Origin of the sequence: Winogradskyella bathintestinalis (assembly GCF_030407435.1) — a bacterium.
GTDB lineage: Bacteria > Bacteroidota > Bacteroidia > Flavobacteriales > Flavobacteriaceae > Winogradskyella > Winogradskyella bathintestinalis.
In genome coordinates this window covers 368,214-394,355 of the sequence record NZ_JASDDK010000001.1, presented here as the reverse complement: position 1 = coordinate 394,355, position 26,142 = coordinate 368,214, and the positions used below count along the sequence as shown (strand labels likewise).

The following is a 26,142-nucleotide window of genomic DNA, read 5'->3' as shown; positions in this document are numbered from 1 at the left end:
TTATAAAATATAAGTAAATATGGAAGCAATTGCTACCGATTTCGGAATAAAAGAAGCTTTAGACCAATTAGGTGTAAAGGATATAAATGAAGGTTCTTCAACGGGTTCAAATAATTTTTCAAACGGTGAAATCATTGAATCGTACTCTCCTGTGGATGGTCAATTAATCGGAAAGGTTAAAACTACAACCAGAGCAGATTACGATAAAGTAATGGATGCGGCAACAAGTGCATTTAAAACGTGGAGAGATGTGCCAGCACCTCAACGTGGAGAAATTGTACGTCAATTTGGAAATAAATTAAGAGACCTTAAAGAACCTTTAGGGAAATTGGTGTCTTACGAAATGGGAAAATCATTGCAAGAAGGTTATGGTGAAGTTCAAGAGATGATTGATATCTGTGATTTCGCAGTAGGATTATCTCGTCAGTTAAATGGACAAACCATTCCATCGGAACGTCCTGGTCACGTAATGAGAGAGCAATGGCATCCAATTGGTGTGGTTGGAATTATTTCTGCATTTAACTTTCCTGTAGCCGTTTGGGCTTGGAATACGGCTTTAGCTTGGATCTGTGGTGATGTTTGTGTGTGGAAAGCTTCAGAAAAATCATTATTATGTTCAATTGCTTGCCAAAATATTATCGCTGGTATCTTAAAAGAAAATAACTTACCAGAAGGTATTTCTTGTATCATCAACGGAGATTATAAAGTTGGTGAAATGATGACTACAGATTCTAGAATTCCTTTAGTTTCTGCTACGGGTTCTACAAGAATGGGACGTATTGTAGGAAAAACAGTTGCTGAACGTTTTGGTAAATCGTTATTAGAATTAGGTGGAAACAATGCTATCATTATTACACCAACTGCCGATTTAAAAGTGGTAGTGCCGGGTGCTGTATTTGGTGCTGTTGGTACTTGTGGTCAGCGTTGTACTTCTACGCGACGATTAATAATTCACGAATCAGTGTACGATAAAGTACGTGATGCTATTGTTGGAGCTTATGATCAAATAAAAATTGGAAATCCGTTAGATGAAAATAATCATGTCGGTCCGTTAATAGATAAAGATTCTGTGAACACGTATTTGGAAGCTATTGAAAAAGCAAAAGCTGAAGGTGGAAATGTTTTAGTTGAAGGTGGAATTTTAGAAGGTGAAGGTTACGAATCTGGATGCTACGTTAAACCAGCAATTATAGAAGCCGAAAATCATTTTGAAATTGTACAGCACGAAACATTTGCTCCAATTTTATACTTAATGAAATATTCTGGAGACGTAGAAAATGCGATTGAAAAACAAAATGGTGTGGCGCAAGGTTTATCATCAGCTATCATGACTAACGAAATGAAAGAGGCAGAGAAATTCTTGTCTTACGCTGGTTCAGATTGTGGCATTGCTAATGTGAATATCGGAACCTCTGGTGCTGAGATTGGTGGTGCTTTTGGTGGTGAGAAAGAAACAGGTGGTGGACGTGAGTCTGGCTCAGATGCTTGGAAAGTGTATATGAGAAGACAAACTAATACGGTTAACTATTCGGATGAGTTGCCGCTAGCACAAGGCATTAAGTTTGATCTTTAGGCCAAAGTTAAATTTTAAATATTTTAAAGCCATATCGGAAGATGTGGCTTTTCTTTTTAGAAATAATATAAAACAAAAAAACCTTGTTCAAATTTGAGCGTTTGCTCTATAGAAACAAGGTTTAATAATTGATTAATAGCACTACAAAGATGTAGAATAAAATGAATGGTTCAGAAAATTTTTGATGAATGGTTAAAAAAAATGTATAATCAGTATGTTTTTTAAACTACTACCGATGATACGCATAAAAAACGGGTGAAACACAAAAAATACCGATGAATTAACTATATCTTACTTTTCTTAAAATCCGCATTGTTTCCTTGTAAGACCTGTAGAGTTCTGTACTGTGATTTTTTATATACAATTTTACAGCTTCTAATTTTAATAAAGCGTCATCAAACCCATTGAGATAGCAGATTAAATAGCTTGCGGCTAAATTTTTTAAATCGTCTTCTTCGTTTTTATTAAGAGTGGTATTTTTCTCAAGCTTTTCTAAAATCGCATTATTGGAATTGTAAATATGATGTAAAACTTTTTTGTCGAATTGAGGAGGTTTAAAAACAAGATTAGCTTCAATAGAATAATGGGCGTTATCATTAAAACGAATTGTTTTTTCTTCCAATTTATAATAACGATAAGACTTCTGTACTCCCAATTTTACATATTCAACTATTTTAAATGCATCGTTTGAAAAGGTAATTGAAACTTCATCTAATGTCGAATAAAATAAGCGTACTTGCTCGTTTATCAATTCAATATCAACCCTTGAAAAAAATGTTTCGTCATTCACGCGTTTTTTATCTCCAGACCAACATAAGACAAAGTATTCCTTAAAAACTTTATATTGTGGTTTGTAATCTTGACGTTTATTCATAAAATCAAAAACTCCATCTAGCGTTAATTCTATATTGTTTTGCGCATGATTTTCAATAGCTGAAACAATTTCAGAATTCACATCGTTGATTTCAATATCAAAAACTTTGGCCATACTTATGCTTCCGTCTCTAAAAAAAACAGAGCCCCCATAATATTTCCAGATATTTTTTTTAAGCGAAGTAATGCTGGTGATCGGTCTAATGGTCACTAAGCCAATAACTTTATCATCTGGTAGATGCGGAAATGGGATGTTTTCGTACTGAACAATTGGTGGATTAGTAAGGTAAGCATTTATTAGATTCTGAATTTTGCTGTCATCAAAAAAATCTACACCAATAATTTTATTATCCTCGTCCTTTACACCTATTACGATATAAGAATTGTTTTTAGGATTACTATTAGAAAGTGCACAGATATGTTTTAAAAACTTAGCCTTACCTTCTTTGTAGCCAATATCTATTTTTCGCTTCTTGTCATAGAAACTATTCTCATCGTTATGAGCTAGTAAATGTTTTATGAGCAGTCTTTTATTTATCACACCCGTTTTCTCATAAGTGAGAATCTCTAGTTTTTACGAAAAAGTTAATCTTTTAGGAGAAAGCATTCAAATTTTTTACGTTAAATTGATTGTGTTAAGTTTTTTTCATTTAAAATATCTGAGTTAATAAGAAGAAAAGTTACTGTTGAAATAGGCTATCATTTTTTTATAAAATTGCACAACGGATACCATGATACCAAATTGAAAACTTCAAAAGATCTAAATATTTAATCTCAGATTTAACATCCTCTAATTGTATAAACATATTATGTAAATGTGAAAGATTATGATAATATCTATTTTTAAACGTGTAATGTTTTAGAATTTCTTGCCAAAATGAGTCAATAATCAAATGATCTTCCAAATATTCAGAAGATAAATCTCCCCATTGCGATTTTAATTTGGCTATCATAATAATGCTTTACCAATTGAGTGAGCGTCTGAAAACTGTCACTGTCGCTCAAAACTAATTAAGGAACTTTATGCCCCTGAGCCGCCACCAATATTAAAAACCAATCTTCTAATTCTAAGGTAATTTTTATCGCTTCGGCCGCTAACTTTAATCGTTCCTTGATAGTTGTGCCCACTACCGGAAGTATATTTGCTGGATGTTTCATTATCCACGCCAGTAATAATTGGTCTTCAGTGGCTTGATATTTATCCTTTAATTCTGTAAGTTGCTGGTGAATGCGATTATTTTGTTCATTATTCTCCTTAAATACTCCGCCCAATGGTGACCAAGCCATAGGTTGTATACCGTTGGTCATCATAAAATCTAAAGTGCCATTATGCATTGCTGAATGTTGACTAAGAGAAAATTCAATTTGGTTCACATCAATATCTATGCGTAAACCAATCATGTCCATTTGTGACGGTGTGAAATTTGAAACTCCAAAATTCCTAATCTTACCGTCTTTTTTTAAAATGGTAATTGCTTCTGCGATTTCATCAGCTACCATTAAAGGGCTAGGTCTATGCAGGAGAAATAAATCTAAATATTCGGTTTTTAGATGGTTTAGTGATTCTTCAACCGACCAAATAATGTAGTCTTTATTATAGTTATAGTGCTTAACCCTATTTTTTCGGCTATCACTCATGTATTGAATGCCGCATTTTGAAATGAGTTGAATGTCTTCACGTTTTACCTGAGATGCTTCAAAGGCCTTTCCAAAATCAGTTTCTGTGGTATAAGCACCATAAATATCAGCATGGTCAAAGGTGGTAATGTTGTTGGTAAAGCAGAAATTTATTAAGTCTGCCATTTCTTTTGTTGAGAGTCCTTTTCCCCAACTTCCCCAAGTCATGGTGCCTGCAATTAATCGAGAATATGTCACTTTTATTTCAGTTTAGGTGGTTTTTTATGCAATTGGTGTATAAAAATACTGAAAACATAAAGAATGCGATATTATTGAAGTGTATTTAATTCAAACCCCAAATTATGAAACATTTACAATCCGTAAAATTATTAGTCGTATCATTTATTATTTTAATTAGCTTTTCAAGTTGTTCTAAGGAGGAAATGAGCATAGATGGAAATAAGGCAGCCCTTACCGTAAAACTTAAAAGTCATTCTAATTCACAGCATCAAGTTTTTTTGGACATAGAAGATGTTCAAGTTAAAGTAAAAGAAAATGATGGTCTACAACCTGCTTGGGTAAGTTTAAATGCAGTAAATATTGGAACGCATAATATGTCGGAATTAACAAATCAATCCGAATTACTTTTAGTAGAGCATTTTGAGTTAAACCCAACCTATATTCAAGAAATTAGATTAGTTCTTGGAGATAATAATTTTATAAATAGCAATGAAATTTTAATACGATTAGAAACGGAAGAGACTGCAACGGTATCAAATTTGGTTAAAACAGATATTGAAGAAAATCATATTTATCAGGTGGTTATTAACATAAATATCGATGAGTCCGTAAGTTTCGATGCCACTAAAAATACGATGCTTCTCAATCCAAAACTTTATACTGAAATTAGAAAATTTTAATATTAATTAACCCTAATCCATAATTAATTCATAAAAATGAGCGGTACTTCGGTATGACTCATTTTTTTTAACCAATTGTTAACAGCATCTAACGAAAAATTTTAACATTTTGCATCGCTATTTAATCACGAAGGATTTCATATTGGAAATCTGTGTAAAAAAAGTTTTGTTACTGAATCAATTTTAATTTAATATTGGTAAAAAACCTTAAATAATGGAAGAAACGAGTACAGTTGACATAAAGTCAATTAACGAAAAGATAGAAAGAGAAAGTGCATTTGTAGATTTGTTAATCTTAGAAATGAATAAGGTTATTGTTGGGCAAAAGCATATGGTAGAGCGTCTGCTTATCGGTCTATTGGGACAAGGTCATATTTTACTAGAAGGTGTACCTGGATTAGCAAAAACATTAGCGATTAACACACTCTCAAAAGCCATCGATGCTAGTTTTAGTAGAATTCAGTTTACACCAGATTTACTACCTGCTGATGTGGTGGGTACGTTGATTTTTAATATTAAAGAAAACGATTTCACCATTAAAAAAGGGCCAATATTTGCCAATTTTGTATTGGCAGATGAGATCAACAGAGCTCCAGCAAAAGTGCAATCTGCCTTGCTTGAAGCTATGCAAGAAAAACAAGTTACTATCGGTGATGAAACATTTATTTTAGATAAACCATTTTTAGTAATGGCAACGATGAATCCGGTTGAGCAGGAAGGAACTTATCCTTTGCCCGAAGCACAAGTGGATCGATTTATGTTGAAAACCGTTATTGATTATCCAACAATTGCAGACGAACAACAAATTGTTAGAGCCAATTTAAAAGGCTCTTATGAAAAGGTAAATCCTGTTGTATCAATTGCTCAGATTCTAAGTGCGCAAAAGGCCGTTAGAGAAGTGTATATGGATGAGAAAATCGAAAAGTATATTCTCGATATTATTTTTGCCACGCGTTACCCAGAAAAATATAAGTTAGCTGATTTAAAACCTTTGATTTCTTTTGGAGCTTCACCTCGTGGAAGTATCAATTTAGCTACGGCTGCTAAATGTTACGCTTTTATAAAACGAAGAGGTTACGTAATCCCAGAAGATGTACGAGCTGTTGTTCATGATGTGTTACGTCACAGAATAGGAATTACTTACGAAGCAGAAGCAGAAAACATAACGTCTGAAGATATTATTAATAAGATTGTTAATGAGATTGAAGTACCATAAATAGTATTCAGTAAATCAATTTTTATTTGCAAACGCATTCTTGAAATCTGATTTTTAATTAACTGCTAACGGAATATTGCATTCGGCAAACTGAACTAATGGACACCAAAGAATTACTCAAAAAAGTACGAAAAATAGAGATTAAGACAAGACGATTGTCTGATCATATATTTGGAGGCGAATACCATTCGACTTTTAAAGGTCGTGGTATGACTTTTTCTGAAGTACGCCAATACCAATTTGGTGATGATGTGCGGAATATCGATTGGAATGTCACTGCTAGAACCAATCAGCCACATATTAAAGTGTTTGAAGAAGAACGTGAACTCACCATGATGCTCATGGCAGATGTCTCTGGTAGTAAGTTGTTTGGAACTAAAAATCAGTTTAAAGATGAAATTGTAACCGAAATTGCTGCTACATTGGCATTTTCGGCAACACAAAACAATGATAAGATTGGTTTGATTTTGTTTTCCGATGAAATTGAACTTTATATTCCTCCCAAAAAAGGACGTTCACATGTATTAAGAATTATCCGTGAATTATTAGAATTTAAACCAAAGAGTAAGCAGACGAATGTCGCAGAAGCTTTTAAATTTTTATCTAATGTAATGAAGAAAAAAGCTATAGTTTTTGTGTTATCTGATTTTGTGGCAGATGATTATAAACAAAACCTAAAGATTGCTGCTGGTAGACACGATATTACAGGCATTAGAATTTACGATAAACACGAGGCTGAAATTCCAAACATTGGGATGGTGCAAATGGAAGATGAAGAAACTGGTGAACTGATGTTGGTAAACACCGCATCTAAAAAAGTAAGACAGAATTACAACAAATTTTATAACGAAAAAGTGAGCTACTTTAAAGATAGCTTTACCAAATCTGGATCTGGAGTAATAGATTGTAGAGTTGATGAAAGTTATGTGAAGAAATTGCTAGGCTATTTTAAAAGAAGATGATAATTGATATAGCGTTAGATGATGCAAGCACAGAGAGATAAAAGGGTAAAGAAATAAGTGTAAAGTGAAAAGTTTAAATTATTTAGTCAGTGTATTAACAACAAAGAAGAAGTCATCTGATTTCGGTCAGTCGTCTTTTGTCTTGTCGTTTATATGCATTATGCTTTTTTCTTTCTTCTCATTTTCGCAGGTTACCTCAGAAATCGATGCTACAGAAATTAAAATTGGAGAACAAATTGACTATAAAATGAATGTTGAAGCAGATTCAACAGCGTTAGTTGTATTTCCAGAAGGACAAACGTTTATGCCGTTAGAAGCGGTTGAAGCTTTAAAAATTGATACCACAAAAAGGGGTGCTAAATTCTTGTTATCTAGAATTTATAAACTGACACAATTCGATTCGGGAGTATATACCATACCAAGGCAAAAAATTATTATTAATGAGAAACCGTTTTTTACGGATTCTTTAAAAGTTGAAGTTAATACGATTGCTGTTGATACTACTAAGCAAAATCTCTATGACATTAAACCAATTATTGAGGTAGAAAACGATAATAGTGGTCGATTACAATTCATATTAGGAGTGATTGCAACATTGGCTTTAATAGCTTTAGTAGCTTTTTTACTGTATTGGTTTATTTGGAGAAAAAAGCCATTAACCGAGGCTGAAGAATTGGCATTATTACCGCCTTACGATCGCGCAAAGTTAGCTTTGTCTAAATTAGATGAAAGTCAATATTTAATGCGTTCAGAAGTCAAGGAATATTATTCTGAACTAACATTCATCATTAGAAAGTATTTAGATGAAAAAGTTTACGACCGAGCATTAGAAAGTACTACAGCAGAACTTATAAATCGTTTAAAATTGTTGAAAGAGGGTAATCAAATTCCCTTATCTAAAGAAACCATTTTACATATAGAATCTATTTTACAACGTGCCGATTTGGTGAAATTCGCAAAGTCTTCCCCAGATACCGCACTTGCTGAAATGGATAAGTCTACGATAGAAAAAGCGATCGATAATGTAAAAGTAAGTTTACCAGAGCCCAGCGAAGAAGAAAAATTGTTGGATAGGAAATATAAAGAAGAACAAGAACGTAAAAAGAAGCAGAGAAAAATCTGGATTACAGTGGCGATTTCAGTTATGTTAATAGTAGCCACATTTATTGGTTTCGGTATAAAATATGGTTTCGGCTATGTTAAGGACACTATCGTAGGTCACGAAAGTAAAGAACTCTTGGAGGGCAATTGGGTTGCAAGTGCTTATGGTTATCCTCCTATTTGGATAGAAACACCAGAAGTTTTAAAACGTGAAGAGGTTGAAATTCCAGAAGAATATAAAGATAAAGTTAGTTCTGCGGTATTCAAATATTCAGCAGAAACTTCGGGAATAGATGTACAGGTTAGTACAGCGACTTTTAAAGTAACCCAAGAACAAGGAAAGCCAACTGAAATAACTGATGAAGAAAAAACTAAAGATTTACAACAAGCTACTGAAGCTTATTTAAAAGTATTAGAAGCGAAAGGCGCTAAAGATATTACGGTTAAGCAAGAAAAATTTAGCACACCAAATGGGGCGAAAGGGGTTAAGATTTATGGAACTATGACCATGATCCTAGATAACGATTATGTGCAGCCAGCTAAGTACAACTTATTTCTCTTCAGAGCAGAAAATGTGAGACAACAAATAATATTAAACTGGAGAACAGACGATAATTATGCCGATGATATTATGGAACGTATTACAAATTCCATAGAATTAAAACCCGACGAGGTAGAAGAAAAAGAGAACTAATGCTGGATACCATTCAATTTTTAAATGTAGAATTTTTTTGGTTGCTATTGCTTTTGCCAATAGCCGTAATTTGGTATGTTCTTAAACACCATCAACAAACAGCTGAGCTAAAAATATCAAGTATCAAAGGCTTCAAAAATACGTCCTCATTTTGGTCAAAATTTAAACATGTACTCTTTGCTTTAAGACTAATTGCTTTAGCGCTTTTAATTACCGCATTGGCAAGGCCTAGAACGGTGGATGTCTCTACCAAAACAAAAACTACTAGTGGTATAGATATTGTAATGGCTATAGATGTTTCTGCAAGTATGTTAGCAAAAGATTTACGTCCTAATCGGTTAGATGCTTTAAAAGAAGTTGCGGCAGATTTTATTGATGGACGACCGAATGATCGAATCGGTTTAGTAGAATATGCGGGCGAAGCCTATACTAAAACCCCTATAACAAGTGATAAATCTATAGTACAACGTTCGCTAAGAGATATTAAGTACAATACTATAATTGAAAGTGGCACTGCAATTGGTATGGGATTGGCCACATCAGTTAATCGATTAAAAGACAGTAGAGCTAAAAGTAAAGTGATTATTTTGCTTACCGATGGTGTAAATAATTCGGGGTTTATTGACCCTAAAATCGCGAGCGAGTTAGCCGTTGAATATGGTATAAAAGTGTACACTATTGGTTTGGGCACAAACGGGATGGCCTTATCTCCAGTAGGAATAAATTCTAATGGTTCTTTTAGATATGGACGGATGCAAGTAGAAATTGATGAGACATTATTAAAGGAAATTTCAGCAGAGACTGGTGGTGAATATTTTAGAGCAACCAATAATGATAAGTTGGCTGAAATTTATAATGAAATTAATAAGCTCGAAAAAACCGAGATTGAAGAAAAGAAATACTATAATTACGACGAGAAGTATAGACCTTTAGTTTTATTGGCCGGACTATTATTATTGATAGAATTGATATTAAGAAACACAATATTTAGAAGCTTTGTTTAGACTCGATGAAAAAATATGGTTTTGGACTTTACTGGCAATTCCGGTAATCATTCTTTTGTTTGTTATACTTCAAGTATGGAGACGATCTGCACAGAAGAAATTTGCTGATTCTGCTTTATTAAAGCGGTTGAGTCCTAATCAATCTTTATTTAAAAGTATATTAAAAATTTTAGTGCTTTGTGGTGCTTTTGCCTGCTTATCTTTAGCCTTGGTGAATCCAAAGATTGGCACAAAACTTGAAACAGTTCGTAGTGAAGGTGTCGATGTGGTATTTGCCATAGATGTGTCTAAAAGTATGTTGGCAGAAGATATTGCACCAAACCGATTAAAAAAGTCGCAGCAATTGGTTACACAAATTATTAATAGTTTAGTAAGTGATCGTGTTGGTATTATTGCTTACGCTGGCAAAGCGTCTCCGCAATTACCAATTACAACAGATTATGCATCGGCAAAAATGTTTTTGCAAAATATGAATACGGATATGTTATCTTCCCAAGGAACAGCAATCAGTGAAGCGATTCAGCTGTCTAAAACATATTTTGATAATGAAGATCAATCCAACCGCGTTTTAATTATTATTTCAGATGGTGAAGATCATGATGGTGAAGCGTTAAATGTAGCTGAGGAAGCAGCTGAGCAAGGCATTAGAATATTAACCGTAGGAGTTGGAGATTTAAAAGGGGGACCAATTCCGATAAAACGAAATGGTGTAATCCTAAATTATAAGAAAGATAATCAGGGCGAAACTGTAATTACAAGATTAGATGAAACGACCTTAAAAGAAATCGCAGCAGAGGCGAACGGTGTTTATATTAATGGGAGTAATACCTCTGAAGTTGTAAATGCTATTAAAGACGAATTAGACAAAATGGATAAACAAGAGTTTGAGTCAAAACAAATCGCAGATTTTAAAGATCAGTTTCAGTGGTTTTTGGCTTTCGGAATTTTGTTACTGTTTATAGATATATTCTTTTTAGAACGAAAAACGGCTTGGTTGAAAAAACTAAATTTATTTAACGAGAATTTTTAAGATTTAAATATTCTTTAACGCTCAGTCTTTATAGGCTTTAGTAATTTAGAGGTTGTTTTGATAAATTTTACGGACATGAAATTTTATTTAGTGTTTATTGGACTTTTAATGGGCTGTTTTGGTTTTTCTCAAAACTTAGATAAAGCGCAAATAGAAGCAGAAAAAAATGCCACAGGTTTAGTGTATAAAGCAAACGAACTTGTAGGTGAAGACAATTATATTGAAGCTGAAATGGCCTATAGAAAAGCTATTTCTGAGGCTCCCACTAAAGCTGTTGGTGCTTATAATCTAGCGCATTCTTACTACGAAAAAGGAAATTTTGATGAAGCTTTATTCAGAACGCAAGAAGCTGCAAAGAATGCAGTTTCTAAGGAAGAAAAACATAAAGCGTTTCATAATTTAGGTAATGTTTTAATGGAAAACAAAGCTTGTAAAGAAGCTGTTGAAGCCTTTAAAAATGCCCTTAGAAATAATCCTAATGATGAAGAAACAAGATATAATTTTGTCATAGCCAAAGAATGTGCTGAGCAACAAAAGCAAGATGGTGGCGGTGAAGATGATAAAAAGGACGAAAATAAAGACGACCAACAAGATAAAGAAGACGAGCAAAAAAAGGAAGACGAAAACAAAGATAATAAGGATAAGAAAGACGAAGGCGACCAAGACAAAAAAGATGGGGACAAAGATAAAGATGAAGATGGCAAGCCTAAAGATGATAAAAAAGACGATAAAAAAGATGATGGTAAAGGGGATAAAGACAAGGAAGATCCAAATCAAAAACCTAAACCGCAACCAGGACAAATGTCTCCACAGCAAATAAAAAATATTTTAGAAGCCATGCAAAATCAAGAACAAAAGGTGCAGGAGAAGATGAATGCAGAGAAACAAAAAGGTTCTAAAGTTAAAACAGAGAAAGACTGGTAATTTCAACAAGCAGTATTAAGGATATGGTATAAACTTGCTGATAGTAATAAATAATTTTTCGTAGCAGTGACATACATTGTCTTTTCTAAGGTTTATAAATTCTCATTAGTCTTAATTGTAGCTTTCAAACTTAAAAATGAATTCAATAATAAAACCTATAACTATACTATTTCTAATACTTGCAACAAGTATCGCTTCTGCACAGGTGAAATTTGAAGCTAAAGTTAGCAAAAAGAAATTGGGTGTTAATGAACGTTTGCGTATTGATTTTGAAATGAATCAGGATGGTGACAATTTTGTGCCTCCGAGTTTTGCAGATTTCGATGTTGTCGGTGGTCCCAATACCTCTGTTAGTAATTATTCTCGAAACGGTAAACGATCTTACAATAAAACGTATAGTTATTTTTTAGCGCCAAAGAAACGAGGTAATTTCACCATTAAACAAGCTACAATAGAAATTGACGATGAAACTTATAAAACCTTTCCTATATCCATTAATGTAACTGCAGCTGTTAGTAAGCCAAATGGAAATACAGCAGCTTCAGATATTGCCTCAGAGAATATTCATTTAGTCGCTGAGGTTTCTAATGGGAGTCCATTTCTTAACGAAGCCATAACGGTAGTCTATAAATTATATGTGTCAACCGAAACAGGTGTGAGTAATTGGAGAGAGAAAGACATTCCAAGATATAATGATTTTTGGAGCCAAAATATAGATATCAAAGGTCTTAATGTTCAAGAAGGTGAATACAAAGGCGAAAAATACCGTTATGTTGTATTAAGAAAAACGGTTCTTTATCCGCAAAAAACAGGAGCTTTAAAACTTGAACCGTTGGTTTTGGATATTACAGTTGAAGTACCATCAAACCGTCGCGATATTTTTGGAAGACCTTTAATGTCTAAAGTGCCACAAGTTGTTACCGCAGGTAGTAGAACTATAAATGTTAAGCCATTGCCAGAAAAGGAAAAGCCATCTGATTTTAAAGGTGCCGTTGGTGATTTTACATTTAATGTTACCACTAGTAAAACACAATTGAATGCTACTGAATCGCTTCAGGCTAAAATAGAAGTCAAAGGAAAAGGAAATTTAAAGTTGTTTGAAGTACCAAAGTTAACGGTGCCAAGTTCACTGGAGGTTTACGAGCCTGAACATCAAGAAAATGTACGCACAAATTTAAATGGAATGCAAGGTAGTATTGCCGATACTTATACCATTGTACCTCAATACAGAGGAAAATATCCGGTGCCAAGTATTTCATTTTCGTATTTCGATCCAGTTTCTGAAAGTTATAAGCGTTTAAGTTCAGATGAAATTATAATCGATGTTTTAGAAGGTCCGATGGCCGCTACTAATACCCCTGAGAATACAACATCAAATACGAAACAATCTGTAGATCCTAATACTAATACGTTTGCTTTTATTAAAACGACATCGAATTGGACGCCTATAAAATCCGAGCCGTTCTTTAAATCTAAAGCTTTTTGGTCATTGGTATTGTTACCATTTTTAGCTATTCCTTTAGCTATTGTTGTCAGACGAAAAAAGGATGAACGCGATGCAGATGTTCAAGGCAACCGTATAAGAAGAGCAGATCGATTAGCAAAAAAATATTTAAGTGAAGCCAAAAAGGCGATGGGGCAAAAAGAGGCGTTTTATTTAGCTTTAGAAAAAGCACTTCATAATTATTTGAAAGCAAAATTAAATATTGAAACGAGTGATTTTAATAAAGAAAAGATTGAAAACTTATTAAAGGAACGTAAAGTCGATAGTGATGTGGTTACCGATTTTATTTCAATTTTAGAAAATTGCGAATTGGCACGCTATACACCAATTACACAAGTAACCATGCAAAATGATTACGACAAAGCCGCAAGAACGATTTCATTAATTGATAAACAATTGAGATAAATATGAGAGCTATTACCATCTTTGTTTTATGTTGTTTTAGCCTAATTAGTTTTTCGCAAAACGATAAAATTTTTGACGAAGCCAATGCGTTGTATAACGATGGAAAATATGCAGAGGCTATTGATAAATATGAAACTATTTTAAATTCTGACCAACATTCTGCAGAATTGTATTTTAATTTAGGAAATGCTAATTATAAGCTAAATAATATTGCACCTAGTATTTATTATTATGAAAAAGCAGCACAATTGAATACTAGTGATAAGGAGATACAGAATAATCTAGCGTTTGCACAAAATATGACGATTGATGCTATTGATAAAGTTCCAGATGTTGGCTTTTCAAAAATTATAAATAATGTGGTTAATACGTTTAGTACAGATACATGGGCAAAAATTGCGGTGGGTGGTGTACTTTTATTTGTAATTATATTTTTGGCCTATCATTTTTCTTATTCTACAACTAAAAAACGAATTGCTTTTGTAACGAGTATTGTCAGTTTAATTATCGCTTGTTTTTCAGTGGCTATGGCATTTCAAAATGAAGCTTTAGAAAAAAAAGATAATCCTGCTATTGTTTTTTCATCAGAAAGTAGAGTTAAAACAGATCCGAATCAAACTAGTGAAGAAGTGTTTAGGCTTCATGAAGGTACTAAAGTTCAAACCTTAGAAACTTATGACGATTGGACAAAAATTCAATTATCAGATAATTCAACGGGCTGGATTCCTTCAAAATATATTAAAACATTAAAGTGATTTTAGAACTTATTTAACTATTTCTTCATTCGTAAATATTATCTTTGGCACTTATGTCAAAAAATTCAAAATTTAAAATAGCCGTTTTTTTCACCATATTGTTTATGGCGCTTATTTCGGCTCCAACAGTTATTTTATCTTTTGATGAATCTGCAGATGTTTCTAATTTTTATAGTATAACGGAAGAAGAGGAAAACGTAAATTTTAAACTTCTCTTTGAACGTACCTCCGAGCTTTCGGAAAATTTAATCTTATCAGATGCTGGGGTTCACCTTATATCATACACTTTTAAAACCTATCCCAAACCCCATCTCAATTTAATATCACCACCACCAGACAAAATCATATCGTAAATAGTATATCAAGGCTCTTAAAAGTCAATTTGCAAAATAATTTTTAAGGAACACTTAAAAATCAATACTTATTATAATATGTTTAAGACTTTCAAAACAGTCTCTTTTTTACTAGTTATTTCTTTATTTATTTTTCCAAGTGAGCTTAAAGCTCAAGACAGTAATTTGGGTAATTGGCTTATCTATATTGGAAATAAAAAGCTGAATAACAAATGGAATATTCATAACGAAATACAATACCGTAACTATAATGGTATTGGGGATTTAGAACAACTATTACTACGAACGGGGTTAGGTTATAATATTACGGAGAAAAGTAATATTTTACTTGGCTATGGTTATATACTATCTGAAAACTACTTGGACGATACCGACGATAAAACATCTGTAAACGAACATCGTATTTTTCAACAATTTACAACCAAACAAAATGTTGGAAAAGTTGGATTAAGCCATCGTTATCGTTTTGAGCAACGTTTTGTTGAAGACGACTTTAAAATGCGTTTACGATATTTTTTAGGTTTAAATATACCATTGCAATATCGCGAAGAAGGGAAAAATCCATTATACCTTTCTATATATAATGAGATATTTTTAAATACAGAATCATCTGTTTTCGATAGAAATAGAGTTTATGGAGGCTTAGGCTATAAATTCTCAAAGAACTTACGATTAGAATTAGGATACATGAATCAATTTTTTAAAACATCATCAAGGGATCAAATAAATGTGATTGCTTTTGTGAATTTCTAAAAAGAAGAACATTGTGACTAATAATTTTAAAATTTAAACCAACATATAAATAACATATGAAAAAATTGTTTTCAAATATTAAAGGTGATGCATTTGGAGGCATCACAGCAGGAATAGTAGCTTTACCACTAGCATTAGCTTTTGGTGTTTCCTCTGGCTTAGGTCCTCAGGCAGGATTGTATGGAGCTATATTTATAAGCTTCTTTGCGGCACTATTTGGAGGAACCAATACTCAAATATCTGGTCCTACAGCTCCTATGACGGCGGTAAGTATGGTTGTAATTGCAGGAATAATTGCTGCAAATGATGGTAGCGTAGAAAAAGCACTGCCAGCTATATTAACGGTCTTCTTATTGGCCGGGTTAATTCAAATAGGACTTGGCGCCATTGGCTTGGGTAAATACATTCGGTATATTCCGTACCCAGTGGTATCCGGGTTTATGACAGCTATTGGTGTCATAATATTAGTTACTCAAATACTTCCAGCAATTGGTTACTATCCTAAAGAAGATGTGGATTTGGTGAGTCAATTTAAACCTCAAGCAGAAGAGCTTATACTAGAGAATATTTTAAGGGAAGAAGCAGGTGAAGGAATTTTAGTGTTAGAAAATTTTGAAGAAACCATCAAACGATCAGGACTTACAACGGAGGAAGATATTGCTAAAGAATCTCAAACACTTGCAAAATCAGCGAGCTCAGGAGTACTAGGTACAATTAAGGTTTTACCAAGAGCTTTAAAAAATATTAATTGGTTAGAAGTTATCTTGGCATTATCTACCATCTTTATTGTCTATGGATTTAAACGTATTACCACCAAAATCCCAAGTGCTTTGGTGGCTTTAATTGTAGTTTCAGGAGTAGCATATGGTTTTGGATTAGATTATAGGCCGATAGAAGAAATTCCATCAGGCTTGCCAGTTCCAAATTTAGAGATTTTTACTAGTTTTAGTTTAGGATCCATTACTCCGTATATATTCACAGCGTTAACCTTGGCGTTGTTGGGTGCTATAGATTCATTGTTAACGAGTGTGGTTGCAGATAACATGACTAAAACCAAACATCAACCTAATAAAGAATTAGTTGGTCAAGGTATCGGAAATAGTATTGGCGCCATATTTGGAGGTATTCCTGGTGCTGGTGCAACCATACGTACTGTGGTTAACATTAATGCCGGTGGTAAAACAAAATTATCTGGTATGATTGCTGGTGTTTTATTATTAGTAATTTTATTAGCCTTAGGTCCGGTAGCTTCTGAAATTCCAGCGGCTGTGTTGGCAGGTATACTTATTACTGTTGGTATTGGCGTTATGGATTATAAAGGTCTTAGAGCATTACCAGTATTACCGAGAGATATTAAATTTGGTCCTATAAAGTTAAGTTCAGAAGTATTGATTATGCTCATCGTATTAGTGTTATCTACATTTTGGAATTTAGTTTATGCCGTAGGTATCGGTTTAGTTATAGCATCATTAATGTTTATGAAAAAAATAGGTGATCTAACGGCGGCACGTTCTGATGTAAAATCATTAAAAGAAGAAGCTTGGGATGATGAAGGTAATTTTCCTGAACACTTAAAAGAAGAAGTTTTTATTAAACATCTTAAAGGACCTTTGTTTTTTGGTTCAACAAGTGATTTTCAGGCGTTGACTTTACAAATTCCGAGAACTGCTAAAACCGTTATTTTACGATTAGGCCGTATGCAATACATGGATCAATCGGGTCTGTATGCCATGGAAGATATGCTTCTAGAACTTAAAAAAAATAATATTGAAGTTTTATTTGTCGGACTTCTTCAACAACCAAGATACATGATGGAGCGGATTGATATCATTCCAGATTTTATTCCTAATGAACGCATTTTTAAAGATTTTAAATCTTGTATAAGATGGATTAATAAAAATGTAGAAGACAAATATTAAATAAAGTTTTAATGGTGCCCAAATACATCATTAAGGTCTTTAAAATTATCATCATCTAATCATATTTTAATTAATAAGCATACGTGGGTATAAAAATTATACCTTTAAGAGAAGTGAAGATTAGTGACGCGAAATGCTAATGACGTTTAATAATACATAATTAATACTATAGACTAATTGAAACACATTTTTAAATAGAAAAATAAATATATGAAAGCACATACAAGAGAAACCCAAGCTACAATGACACCAGAAAAGTCATTGCAATATTTAAAAGAAGGCAATGTAAGGTTTCAAAACAATTTAAAAGCAAATAGAAATTTATTAGAACAGGTAAATGATACTAGTGAAGGGCAATTCCCTTTTGCGACAATTTTGAGTTGTATTGACTCAAGAGTATCAGCTGAATTGGTTTTTGACCAAGGTTTAGGAGATATTTTTAGTGTTCGTATTGCAGGTAACTTTGTAAACGAAGATATTTTAGGTAGTATGGAGTTTGCTTCTAAACTGGCAGGTACAAAACTTATAGTGGTATTAGGACACACAAGTTGTGGTGCTATAAAAGGAGCTTGCGACAACGCTAAATTAGGAAACCTAACAAAGCTAATTGAGAAAATTTCGCCAGCGGTAGAGGCTGTAAAGGAGCCTAAAGATCCAGATTTAAGAAATTCTAAGAATTTAGAGTTTGTAGATAACGTGTCTCACATGAATGTAGACTTAACTATCGATAGAATACATGCGGAAAGTCCAGTACTTTCTGAAATGGAAAAAAGTGGTGAGATTAAAATTATCGGAGCTATGTACGATGTTAATTCGGGAGCTGTTACTTTTAATGAATAAAAAAAATCAAAATTAAGCTATTTGAAGAGCAGCGTTAACACTAGTGTTAGTGCTGTTTTTTTTTTTTTTTGCTTTGAGATAATATATTTATTTTCAAATTAAAGATAGAAGTAATTTAGTAAGATTGTATTTTCACTAAATTTGATAGAAATGTAGTTTTCTGTTAATGATCTAATACAATATTATGATTTTAAAAAATGTATTTAAAAATAATGAACAATGGATTAAGGATAAACTTGCTGTTGATTCAAATTATTTTGAAGATTTAGGTAAAGGACAAAATCCTGAGTTATTATTTATAGGCTGTTCTGATAGTCGTGTTACAGCAGAAGAATTAATGGGATTAGGTCCTGGTGATGCTTTTGTTCACCGCAATATTGCTAACATGGTTGTTGGTACAGATGCCAATGGGATGTCTGTGGTAAATTATGCTGTTACGCATCTAAAAGTTAAACATGTTGTAGTTTGTGGTCATTATGCTTGTGGAGGTGTAAAAGCAGCCATGCAATCCGCAGATTTAGGAGTGTTAAACGGTTGGTTACGTAATATTAGAGACGTTTATAGAATGCATCACGATGAGCTGAATGCCATAGAATGTGAAGATAAAAAGTATGATCGTTTAGTAGAACTTAACGTACAAGAACAATGTGTTAATTTAATTAAAACAGCAGCCGTACAAAAAGCGTATAGGGATAGAGGTTTAAAAGTTCACGGTTGGGTATTTGATGTACACACAGGGAAACTCATAGATTTAAAAGTAGATTTCGAAAAATATCTTAAGGATATAATGGAAATCTACCATTTAGATTAAGAATATTCGACCTATAAGGTTTTATGATGGTTGAGCGAAATCAAAATCAAAATCTTGTAGGTTTTTATTATAAAATTATTCTTCTTCCTTCTCTCTAATTATAGGCTCTTCTCCGCTCTTAATTATACTCGGAAAAATTATAGCAGCTAAAGATTTTACAGGTTTATAAAGCATACTCTTTTCTAAATCTTCTTCTTCCATAAATGGTAATGTATTATTCATTTTATGGAAAACACCTAATAATACGCTAAGAATCAGTCCTATTTTAAGGGCACCAAAAATACCACCTGCCAATTTATTAATAAGTCCTAAAGCCGCGAAATCGGCTAATTTGGTTAATGCTTTTCCTGCTAAGCCAATGACTAAAACAATCACCACAAAAGTGATGGCAAAAGCGACAATATTAATGGTTTTTTCATTCCAGTCTACCTTCGACTCTAGAAAACCTGCAGCAAAGCCACTAAAGTGAATAGCTCCCCAAACACCCAAAACCAAAGCTAGTAAAGATGCAACTTCTACAAAAAGACCTTTAAATAAGCCTCGGACAAATCCGAACAATAATAGGGCAGCTAAAATGATATCAATAATACTCATACAACTCACGGTTTGGACAAACGTACATAATTTTTGCCATTTTAATATAATAACGTCATTGAAGCTACTTTAGTTTCTTAACTTTGATGTTTAAAAAATAATTAAAATTAATCAGGAAGGTAATTTTGAAGATCATTTTAAACTTCATTTCAGATCCTGAACCCTAAGCTATGTCTAGAGATGAACAATTAAAAGAACGATGGGATTTGGTGGTAGAAAAACTCTCTAATCAATTTGCCGATGGAGATAAATTAGATCTAGACTCCATCATCTATCTTATTGGTGTACAAGAACTTGGGCAATTGCATCGTGAATATAAAAAAGATCATAAATTAGATCTAATGCACATCGCCATTTGTAAGGTTTTAGAGCCTTATGGTTTTTATGAATTCGATTTTGTGGATGACGAAGGTTGGCCACACTATAAGGTCTTAGCGCAATTACCTCACCTTAAAGCTGGCGAACAAAGTGTTTTAATGAAAGAGGCAATTGTAAATTATTTTGTGGAAACAGAATACATTCATTAATGACTTGAGTAATTCATCGTTTAATGCTTGCATGAGGATTTTATAGAAACAATATATATTCAGTTAAAACTACCAAGTCGAACATTTAAGATTGTTTAGCTAATCATTTTCACAATTGTTATGACCAAATAATATATAAAAAACTTAAATTTGCCGACTCTTAGAGATACTGAATAAAATTCAGCACAAGATGATAGAAAAGATAAAAGAACTTATAGTAGAAGCAGAAGGGTTTAAAGCACAATCGAAAGAAGAGGTTGAAGCCTTTAGAATAAAATATTTAGGCTCAAAAGGCATATTAAGAGCATTTTACTCCGAATTGAAAAATGTTGCAAACGAGCAAAAACGAGAATTCGGACAAGTCATAAATGAGCTAAAAACTACAGCGGAAGCGAAAGTAAATTCTTTAAAAGAAGAATTAGAAAATCAAGAAGAAGACAAAGGAATTTATGGCGATTTATCACGTCCTGGCGAGCCGATTGCAATTGGTGCGCGTCATCCTATTTCCATTGTAAAAAATGAAATTATTGATATCTTTTCGCGTATTGGTTTTAACGTCAGTGAAGGACCAGAAATAGAAGATGACTGGCATAATTTTACAGCATTGAATTTGCCAGAATACCATCCAGCAAGAGATATGCAGGATACGTTTTTTATTCAAACCGATCCGGATATTTTATTGCGTACACATACAAGTTCCGTACAGGTGCGCTACATGGAAAATAATAAGCCACCAATACGAACAATTTCTCCAGGTAGAGTGTATAGAAATGAAGCGATTTCGGCACGTTCACATTGTTTCTTTCATCAAGTGGAAGGGCTGTACATTGATAAAGATGTGAGTTTTGCAGATTTAAAACAAACACTTCAATATTTCACAACAGAAATGTTTGGGAAATCTAAGATTAGATTACGCCCATCATACTTTCCATTTACAGAACCTAGTGCTGAGGTTGATGTATATTGGGGACTTGAAACCGAAACCGATTATAAAATCACCAAAGGAACAGGTTGGTTAGAAATTATGGGTTGTGGTATGGTAGATCCTAATGTTTTAGAAAACTGTGGTATAGATTCTAAAGAATATTCGGGCTTCGCTTTCGGAATGGGAATTGATCGTATTGCTATGTTATTGAATCAAATTAGTGATATTCGTTTGTTGAGTGAAAATGATGTTCGATTTTTAGAGCAGTTTAAGAGTGCGCTTTAAAAAGTTTCTTTAATTAATTCAAAATAATTATTTGAAATTAATGTAACGTTGAATCTTCAATTTCTCCATAGGGAAAATTAATATAATTTTTAAAAGTCTTCCCGTTGGGAGGATTTAGATGGACCATGAAAAAAGATATAAAAATCCCCCAAGTAAAAAACGTTCACGTTGCAGTAGTGCAAGAACAGCATTTAGAATACAAGACGCAAGATTGGAATGCTTACATCATTAACAATAGTGACAACGATTTAGAAACTGTTCTCATTGTTTCCAGAGGTTATAACGACAAAAAACTAACCCCAGTTATGCGACATACTATCGCAAAACTGCCAGCAAGAAGTTACGCTAAGATTGAATATTTACAAGAAAAGGTTCTAGAACTCAACAACGAGTTTAAAATCACCTATTTTGAAGACAATCAAATGTTCGATAAAACGTATGTATTTAGACAGAACACAATTAATGAAAATGCATTGCAGACTATTCCTTTGATGCAGCTGAAAGGAGTTCTGGTTAAATAATAATAGTAGGAACTGTTCTCATAGTAGCAAGATAAGCGATGCCGTAAACTGAATTCTTATGAAGTCAGAAGCAACGATTTTCAGAAATAATGAGCAATAAATATTCTTGAATTCCCGAAATTAGAATTGGAATAAATCATTTAATAAAATCCAATCATATGAGATTGTCAACAAATGATGTTTTAGCCATTTCCTTACAAATCGAGTAAATTTAAACTATTATAGATAGCCTCAAAATAAAAGTTAGTTTATCAATAACAAACCACTTCGAGCTAAGGTGAGATAAAAGATATAATTAATGATGTGATTCCTGCGTGCGCACGAATTGGTTAATCCAGCTTATCCACTAATTTCCCAAAGACTTTCTTAGGATTTTTGTTTTCATACAAAATGTCATAAACAGCATTGATAATTGGGAGTTTAGTCTTTTTCTTATTTTTATCATTAAGTAAGTGAGCACTTTTCGTTGCATAATACCCTTCTGCAATCATATTCATCTCCATTTGCGCAGATTTTACGGTGTAACCTTTACCAATCATATTTCCGAACATTCTGTTACGTGAAAATACGGAATAACCAGTAACTAATAAATCGCCTAAATAAGCCGAATTATTGATGTTACGCTTCATTTTGTGCATCTTTTTAATGAAGCGTTTCATTTCACGAATACCGTTACTCATTAATACACTCTGAAAATTGTCTCCATAGCCTAAACCGTGCGCAATCCCCGCTGCAATAGCGTAAATATTTTTTAACATTACTGCGTACTCTATGCCAATAACATCATCGCTAATTTTAGTTTTAATATAATCGCTCGATAAATTATCAGCGATAGCCTGTGCCTTTTTAGAGTCGTCACAAGCAATAGTGAGATACGATAAACGCTCTAAGGCGACCTCTTCTGCATGACATGGTCCAGCGATTACAGCAATGTTTTCAAAGGGTATATTATATTCATCATGAAAATGCTCTCCGACCAATTTTCCTGTTTCCGGCATGATACCCTTAACAGCAGAGACAATGGTTTTTTGACTAATATCCGATGTTAATTTCTCAAGTTCAGCATGAATAAAAGCCGACGGAATTACAAAAATAAGTACATCTGCCCAATCAGCTATTTCGTTGATGTCATTGCTTAGTTTTAATTGATCAGTATGAAACTCAACCGAGCTTAAATAACTAGGATTATGCTGTTCTTTTAAAATGTGTTCTTTGGTATAAACGCTTCGCATATACCAACCTATTTCATCAAGATTTTCAGACAGCATTTTTACAATGGCCGTTGCCCAACTTCCAGCACCAAAAACAGCATATTTTGTAGTATTACTCATATATATTCCCTCAGGTTTGTAATTCAAAAATAAGGAAAGTTTTAATGAAAGACTAATGTTATAAAGAGCTAAAAAATAAAGTCTCATACATCGATGTCGAGTCTAACAGCGCAATATACACTAGATTTTGACGCTGAATCTTCGGGTGAAAAAACAGATAATGGTTAGTTCATTTCTATAGTTTACCAATTGTCAACTAAAGTCCAAGTATATTTTTATGGCACAAGTTTTGAAACTGTACGTTATAATAACCTTTAAAACGTTAGATTATGAAGCATTTAAAACTACTATTAAGTTGTGCCGTTTTAGCAACTTTTTTTACATCGTGTTATGTTGAAGAAACAAAACCAATAGTTGAGCCTACAATTTCCTTAAATCAATTATTAAATTCTTACGATTTGTGGTACGTTGATATCAATGCAACGCAAGGTTATGGGGAAACACCATTTTTACAAATTGCCTTTTCGATATCTTTTGATAACGGTCTTATGTACGCCAATAATAATTTGGTGGGTTTTGGAAATCAAGGGAATGGTTTTGGTGTAGAAATTGGTGATTATAATTCGTATAATATGGTTTTGGAAGTTAATCATGTAGTTGATGGCTTCGATCAGTTTGAAGTTTTTCAAATTGATAACAACACTATTGAACTTTATAATTCTTATAACGATACGTCCTATTTTTTAAATGGTTACCAACGTTCTGATTTTGATTATGATGTGCTCTTTTATGATAATATTCATTACTTCTTACAAGAATATGATGCTTGGGAAAAAACATATACAAGTAATTATGGGCTACTAAAAGACTTTGATAATGAGAATTATATTCAGTTTTTATCTGGTGGAAATGATGATATTTTTAGAAGTTCTCAAGATACAAATATAAATAATGTTTTTTGGGATTATACCGGAAGCTATGGTGTGGAGAATGTGTCTGGAAATATGTACCTAAAAACATTAACATTAGATTATGATTTCTTTGACAATGAAACCTTCGAACTCAGCGTTATTAATGATAGTAAGATAGCGTTGCTACATGAACAGTCTGGTACAGTTTATGAATTTACAGGTAGAGGGTACATTCCATATTACAGAAATTCAGATACTTCTAACAAAGAAGCTAAAGAAGTGGATGAATTTAAAAAACGTGAGCGAAAAACAAAGAAGGTTGAAAATGAAAGAACACCTAAGCTTACCGTCTAAGAATATAAAATAAATAGAGACGTTTTTGGCTATAACCTTTAATTTATGGCCAAAAGATAAGATACATGAGACTAAATTTTGGTTGGTTATTTAGTCTCAAAACGCTCAGATAAAACCCTTGTTTTACTGAGCGTTTTTTATTGTTATAGATTTAAAATATATTTACAATGCCTTTAAGACCTCGCTCAATTCCTCAAATCCATAAGGCTTAGCGGAGATAACCTTAGAAGAATCTAATAGAAAATACGTGGGTGTAATTGAAATACCATAAGTAATTACCGTTGGATTATCCCATTTGTTTAATCCTAATTTATGTATAAAATCGGGATAATTTGCGATTTCCTTTTTCCAATTATGTTCATTTTCCTCTAATCCGAAAGCAACCACTTTTAAATTAGGTGTACCGGCAATTAGCGCTCTAACTTTCGGTAATTCTTCTAAGCAATGGCTACAACTACTACTCCAAAAAATAAGCAAATAATGCTCTGCTCTGTCTAATTGATGTAGGCTTGTTTTATTACCTTTTAAAGTTATGTCAAAATTTGGTGCTTTAGATCCAATGGAGGTGTTTTTAAAAGAGATTAGCATATCGTGTAAGACTCGATTTTCTGTTTTTTTAGCTAATTCTAATAAATAATTATCTGCAATGAAATTCGCTAATTCCAAATTTTCTAGTGCTACAAAACGTTGCCAAAGTTTTTCTAATAAACTGGTTTTTATTTTAGCATTGTCATCGCTTATTGCAGCAGCTACATCATCAATATGTTGTTTATAAGTGGTGTTAGATGGATTTTCAACCATATTAAAAACATACGCGGTAACTCTATCTATTAAAAACGTTGAACTTTGTAATAAATAATCACTAAAATCGACTTGATTTAAATAGTGTGCTTTTAAATTTTTAGAGTAGAGGCTAATGTTTTCATATTGGTTTGGTATATAAGGTCTATTTGCTGTAATAAATTTTAACACCAATTTCCCTTGAGCTAATTCTTCATAACCTGTTTGCGTATCTTTTAAAGTTTTAAAAATAGCCTTAAAACCTTTTTGATCAGCATTACTTTTCGCATAATAGTTACTTATGGTTTGGTTAACCATGTCTATACTTTTTAAGTAGGAATTCCAAAGTTTATTTTCTTCTGATGCGGTGAAGTTGACACCATTTTCTTGACTGAAATTAAAGGCAACCGTTTCTTTTCCGTTGTATATAAAATCGAAATTATTTTCTTCTGGTGGTACGGCATATACAATTTTATAGATACCAGGTTTTACTGTCGAGTCTAACTGAATCTCAAAATTACCAAGACTATCAAGCTGGCCTCTATTTATATAATTAGCGCTTTCTGGAGTAGCCTCGTACAAAAATGCGAACGTATAATCTTTTGCCGGTGAAAATGTTCCTTTTACACTTTGCGAAAAAGAGATGAAAGGTAATACGAATAATAAGATTATGATATTTTTCATTTAGATATATTATTTTGGTTTTTAAAGCTTCAAAAA

At 33.0% G+C, this 26,142-nt stretch carries 25 protein-coding genes; 19 read left to right on the top strand and 6 right to left on the bottom strand.

The annotated features are described in order from the left end of the window. Positions 1 to 19 precede the first annotated feature (19 nt). Complete coding sequence (gene amaB / locus QMA06_RS01560; protein ID WP_290205097.1) at positions 20 to 1,573, top strand: L-piperidine-6-carboxylate dehydrogenase; 1,554 nt, start codon at positions 20 to 22, stop codon at positions 1,571 to 1,573. Between the two features lie 280 nt (positions 1,574 to 1,853). Here amaB and QMA06_RS01555 read toward each other — a convergent pair whose 3' ends face one another. From QMA06_RS01555 to QMA06_RS01545, 3 genes are all read right to left on the bottom strand, one after another. After that, positions 1,854 to 2,987, bottom strand: coding sequence for an ATP-binding protein (locus tag QMA06_RS01555; protein WP_290205096.1), 1,134 nt, complete (start codon positions 2,985 to 2,987; stop codon positions 1,854 to 1,856). A 166-nt stretch (positions 2,988 to 3,153) separates the two neighbouring features. Continuing rightward, on the bottom strand, positions 3,154 to 3,399 hold the full coding sequence (locus QMA06_RS01550; RefSeq protein WP_290205095.1) for a hypothetical protein: 246 nt from the start codon (positions 3,397 to 3,399) through the stop codon (positions 3,154 to 3,156). 58 nt (positions 3,400 to 3,457) lie between these two features. Next, entirely contained in the window at positions 3,458 to 4,321 is an 864-nt protein-coding gene (locus tag QMA06_RS01545; RefSeq protein WP_290205094.1) for an aldo/keto reductase, read from the bottom strand. Positions 4,322 to 4,425: 104 nt separating this feature from the next. On the opposite strand from QMA06_RS01545, the gene QMA06_RS01540 reads away from it, so the two are divergent. The 14 genes from QMA06_RS01540 to QMA06_RS01475 all read left to right on the top strand — a co-directional run bounded on the left by QMA06_RS01540 (position 4,426) and on the right by QMA06_RS01475 (position 19,254). After that, positions 4,426 to 4,983 carry a DUF4382 domain-containing protein gene (locus tag QMA06_RS01540; RefSeq protein WP_290205093.1) on the top strand — a complete coding sequence of 186 codons (558 nt, stop codon included), beginning with the start codon at positions 4,426 to 4,428 and terminating at the stop codon, positions 4,981 to 4,983. Positions 4,984 to 5,197: 214 nt separating this feature from the next. Further along, the gene (locus QMA06_RS01535) at positions 5,198 to 6,199 is read left to right on the top strand and encodes an AAA family ATPase (RefSeq protein ID WP_290205092.1); all 1,002 of its coding nucleotides are present in this window, start codon (positions 5,198 to 5,200) and stop codon (positions 6,197 to 6,199) included. A gap of 98 nt (positions 6,200 to 6,297) precedes the next feature. Then, positions 6,298 to 7,161: a DUF58 domain-containing protein gene (locus tag QMA06_RS01530; protein ID WP_290205091.1), complete on the top strand. Its 864-nt coding sequence runs from the start codon at positions 6,298 to 6,300 to the stop codon at positions 7,159 to 7,161. A gap of 160 nt (positions 7,162 to 7,321) precedes the next feature. After that, complete coding sequence (locus QMA06_RS01525; protein WP_290205090.1) at positions 7,322 to 8,956, top strand: hypothetical protein; 1,635 nt, start codon at positions 7,322 to 7,324, stop codon at positions 8,954 to 8,956. Continuing rightward, entirely contained in the window at positions 8,956 to 9,960 is a 1,005-nt protein-coding gene (locus QMA06_RS01520) for a vWA domain-containing protein (protein WP_290205089.1), read from the top strand. Before QMA06_RS01525 ends, QMA06_RS01520 begins: the two co-directional genes overlap by 1 nt. Next, on the top strand, positions 9,953 to 10,990 hold the full coding sequence (locus QMA06_RS01515) for a vWA domain-containing protein (RefSeq protein WP_290205088.1): 1,038 nt from the start codon (positions 9,953 to 9,955) through the stop codon (positions 10,988 to 10,990). The genes QMA06_RS01520 and QMA06_RS01515 overlap by 8 nt, the downstream gene beginning before the upstream one ends. A gap of 75 nt (positions 10,991 to 11,065) precedes the next feature. Beyond that, positions 11,066 to 11,914 carry a tetratricopeptide repeat protein gene (locus QMA06_RS01510; RefSeq protein ID WP_290205087.1) on the top strand — a complete coding sequence of 283 codons (849 nt, stop codon included), beginning with the start codon at positions 11,066 to 11,068 and terminating at the stop codon, positions 11,912 to 11,914. Between the two features lie 136 nt (positions 11,915 to 12,050). Then, positions 12,051 to 13,823, top strand: coding sequence for a BatD family protein (locus tag QMA06_RS01505; RefSeq protein ID WP_290205086.1), 1,773 nt, complete (start codon positions 12,051 to 12,053; stop codon positions 13,821 to 13,823). 2 nt (positions 13,824 to 13,825) lie between these two features. Next, positions 13,826 to 14,578 carry a tetratricopeptide repeat protein gene (locus QMA06_RS01500; protein ID WP_290205085.1) on the top strand — a complete coding sequence of 251 codons (753 nt, stop codon included), beginning with the start codon at positions 13,826 to 13,828 and terminating at the stop codon, positions 14,576 to 14,578. Positions 14,579 to 14,631: 53 nt separating this feature from the next. After that, positions 14,632 to 14,931 carry a hypothetical protein gene (locus QMA06_RS01495; RefSeq protein ID WP_290205084.1) on the top strand — a complete coding sequence of 100 codons (300 nt, stop codon included), beginning with the start codon at positions 14,632 to 14,634 and terminating at the stop codon, positions 14,929 to 14,931. A 78-nt stretch (positions 14,932 to 15,009) separates the two neighbouring features. Then, positions 15,010 to 15,684: a DUF2490 domain-containing protein gene (locus QMA06_RS01490; protein WP_290205083.1), complete on the top strand. Its 675-nt coding sequence runs from the start codon at positions 15,010 to 15,012 to the stop codon at positions 15,682 to 15,684. Between the two features lie 56 nt (positions 15,685 to 15,740). After that, a complete protein-coding gene (locus QMA06_RS01485; RefSeq protein ID WP_290205082.1) occupies positions 15,741 to 17,603 on the top strand; it encodes a SulP family inorganic anion transporter in 1,863 nt (620 codons plus the stop codon). 210 nt (positions 17,604 to 17,813) lie between these two features. Beyond that, positions 17,814 to 18,443, top strand: coding sequence for a carbonic anhydrase family protein (locus QMA06_RS01480; protein ID WP_290205081.1), 630 nt, complete (start codon positions 17,814 to 17,816; stop codon positions 18,441 to 18,443). A 184-nt stretch (positions 18,444 to 18,627) separates the two neighbouring features. Further along, the gene (locus QMA06_RS01475; protein ID WP_290205080.1) at positions 18,628 to 19,254 is read left to right on the top strand and encodes a carbonic anhydrase; all 627 of its coding nucleotides are present in this window, start codon (positions 18,628 to 18,630) and stop codon (positions 19,252 to 19,254) included. Between the two features lie 75 nt (positions 19,255 to 19,329). Here the strand turns inward: QMA06_RS01475 and QMA06_RS01470 are convergent, their stop codons facing one another. Next, entirely contained in the window at positions 19,330 to 19,848 is a 519-nt protein-coding gene (locus QMA06_RS01470) for a CvpA family protein (RefSeq protein WP_290205079.1), read from the bottom strand. A gap of 170 nt (positions 19,849 to 20,018) precedes the next feature. Here QMA06_RS01470 and QMA06_RS01465 point away from each other — a divergent pair, with 170 nt between their 5' ends. The 3 genes from QMA06_RS01465 to QMA06_RS01455 all read left to right on the top strand — a co-directional run bounded on the left by QMA06_RS01465 (position 20,019) and on the right by QMA06_RS01455 (position 22,106). Beyond that, the gene (locus tag QMA06_RS01465; RefSeq protein ID WP_290205078.1) at positions 20,019 to 20,375 is read left to right on the top strand and encodes a hypothetical protein; all 357 of its coding nucleotides are present in this window, start codon (positions 20,019 to 20,021) and stop codon (positions 20,373 to 20,375) included. Between the two features lie 190 nt (positions 20,376 to 20,565). After that, positions 20,566 to 21,585, top strand: a complete 1,020-nt coding sequence (pheS, locus tag QMA06_RS01460; RefSeq protein WP_290205077.1) for a phenylalanine--tRNA ligase subunit alpha — start codon at positions 20,566 to 20,568, stop codon at positions 21,583 to 21,585. Between the two features lie 125 nt (positions 21,586 to 21,710). Continuing rightward, entirely contained in the window at positions 21,711 to 22,106 is a 396-nt protein-coding gene (locus tag QMA06_RS01455; RefSeq protein WP_290205076.1) for a hypothetical protein, read from the top strand. A 329-nt stretch (positions 22,107 to 22,435) separates the two neighbouring features. On the opposite strand, the gene QMA06_RS01450 is transcribed toward QMA06_RS01455, so the two are convergent. Then, the gene (locus QMA06_RS01450; RefSeq protein WP_290205075.1) at positions 22,436 to 23,437 is read right to left on the bottom strand and encodes an NAD(P)H-dependent glycerol-3-phosphate dehydrogenase; all 1,002 of its coding nucleotides are present in this window, start codon (positions 23,435 to 23,437) and stop codon (positions 22,436 to 22,438) included. 269 nt (positions 23,438 to 23,706) lie between these two features. Here QMA06_RS01450 and QMA06_RS01445 point away from each other — a divergent pair, with 269 nt between their 5' ends. Next, on the top strand, positions 23,707 to 24,642 hold the full coding sequence (locus QMA06_RS01445) for a nicotinic acid mononucleotide adenyltransferase (RefSeq protein ID WP_290205074.1): 936 nt from the start codon (positions 23,707 to 23,709) through the stop codon (positions 24,640 to 24,642). 162 nt (positions 24,643 to 24,804) lie between these two features. Here the strand turns inward: QMA06_RS01445 and QMA06_RS01440 are convergent, their stop codons facing one another. Further along, positions 24,805 to 26,106: a TlpA family protein disulfide reductase gene (locus QMA06_RS01440; RefSeq protein ID WP_290205073.1), complete on the bottom strand. Its 1,302-nt coding sequence runs from the start codon at positions 26,104 to 26,106 to the stop codon at positions 24,805 to 24,807. Between the last annotated feature and the right edge of the window lie 36 nt (positions 26,107 to 26,142).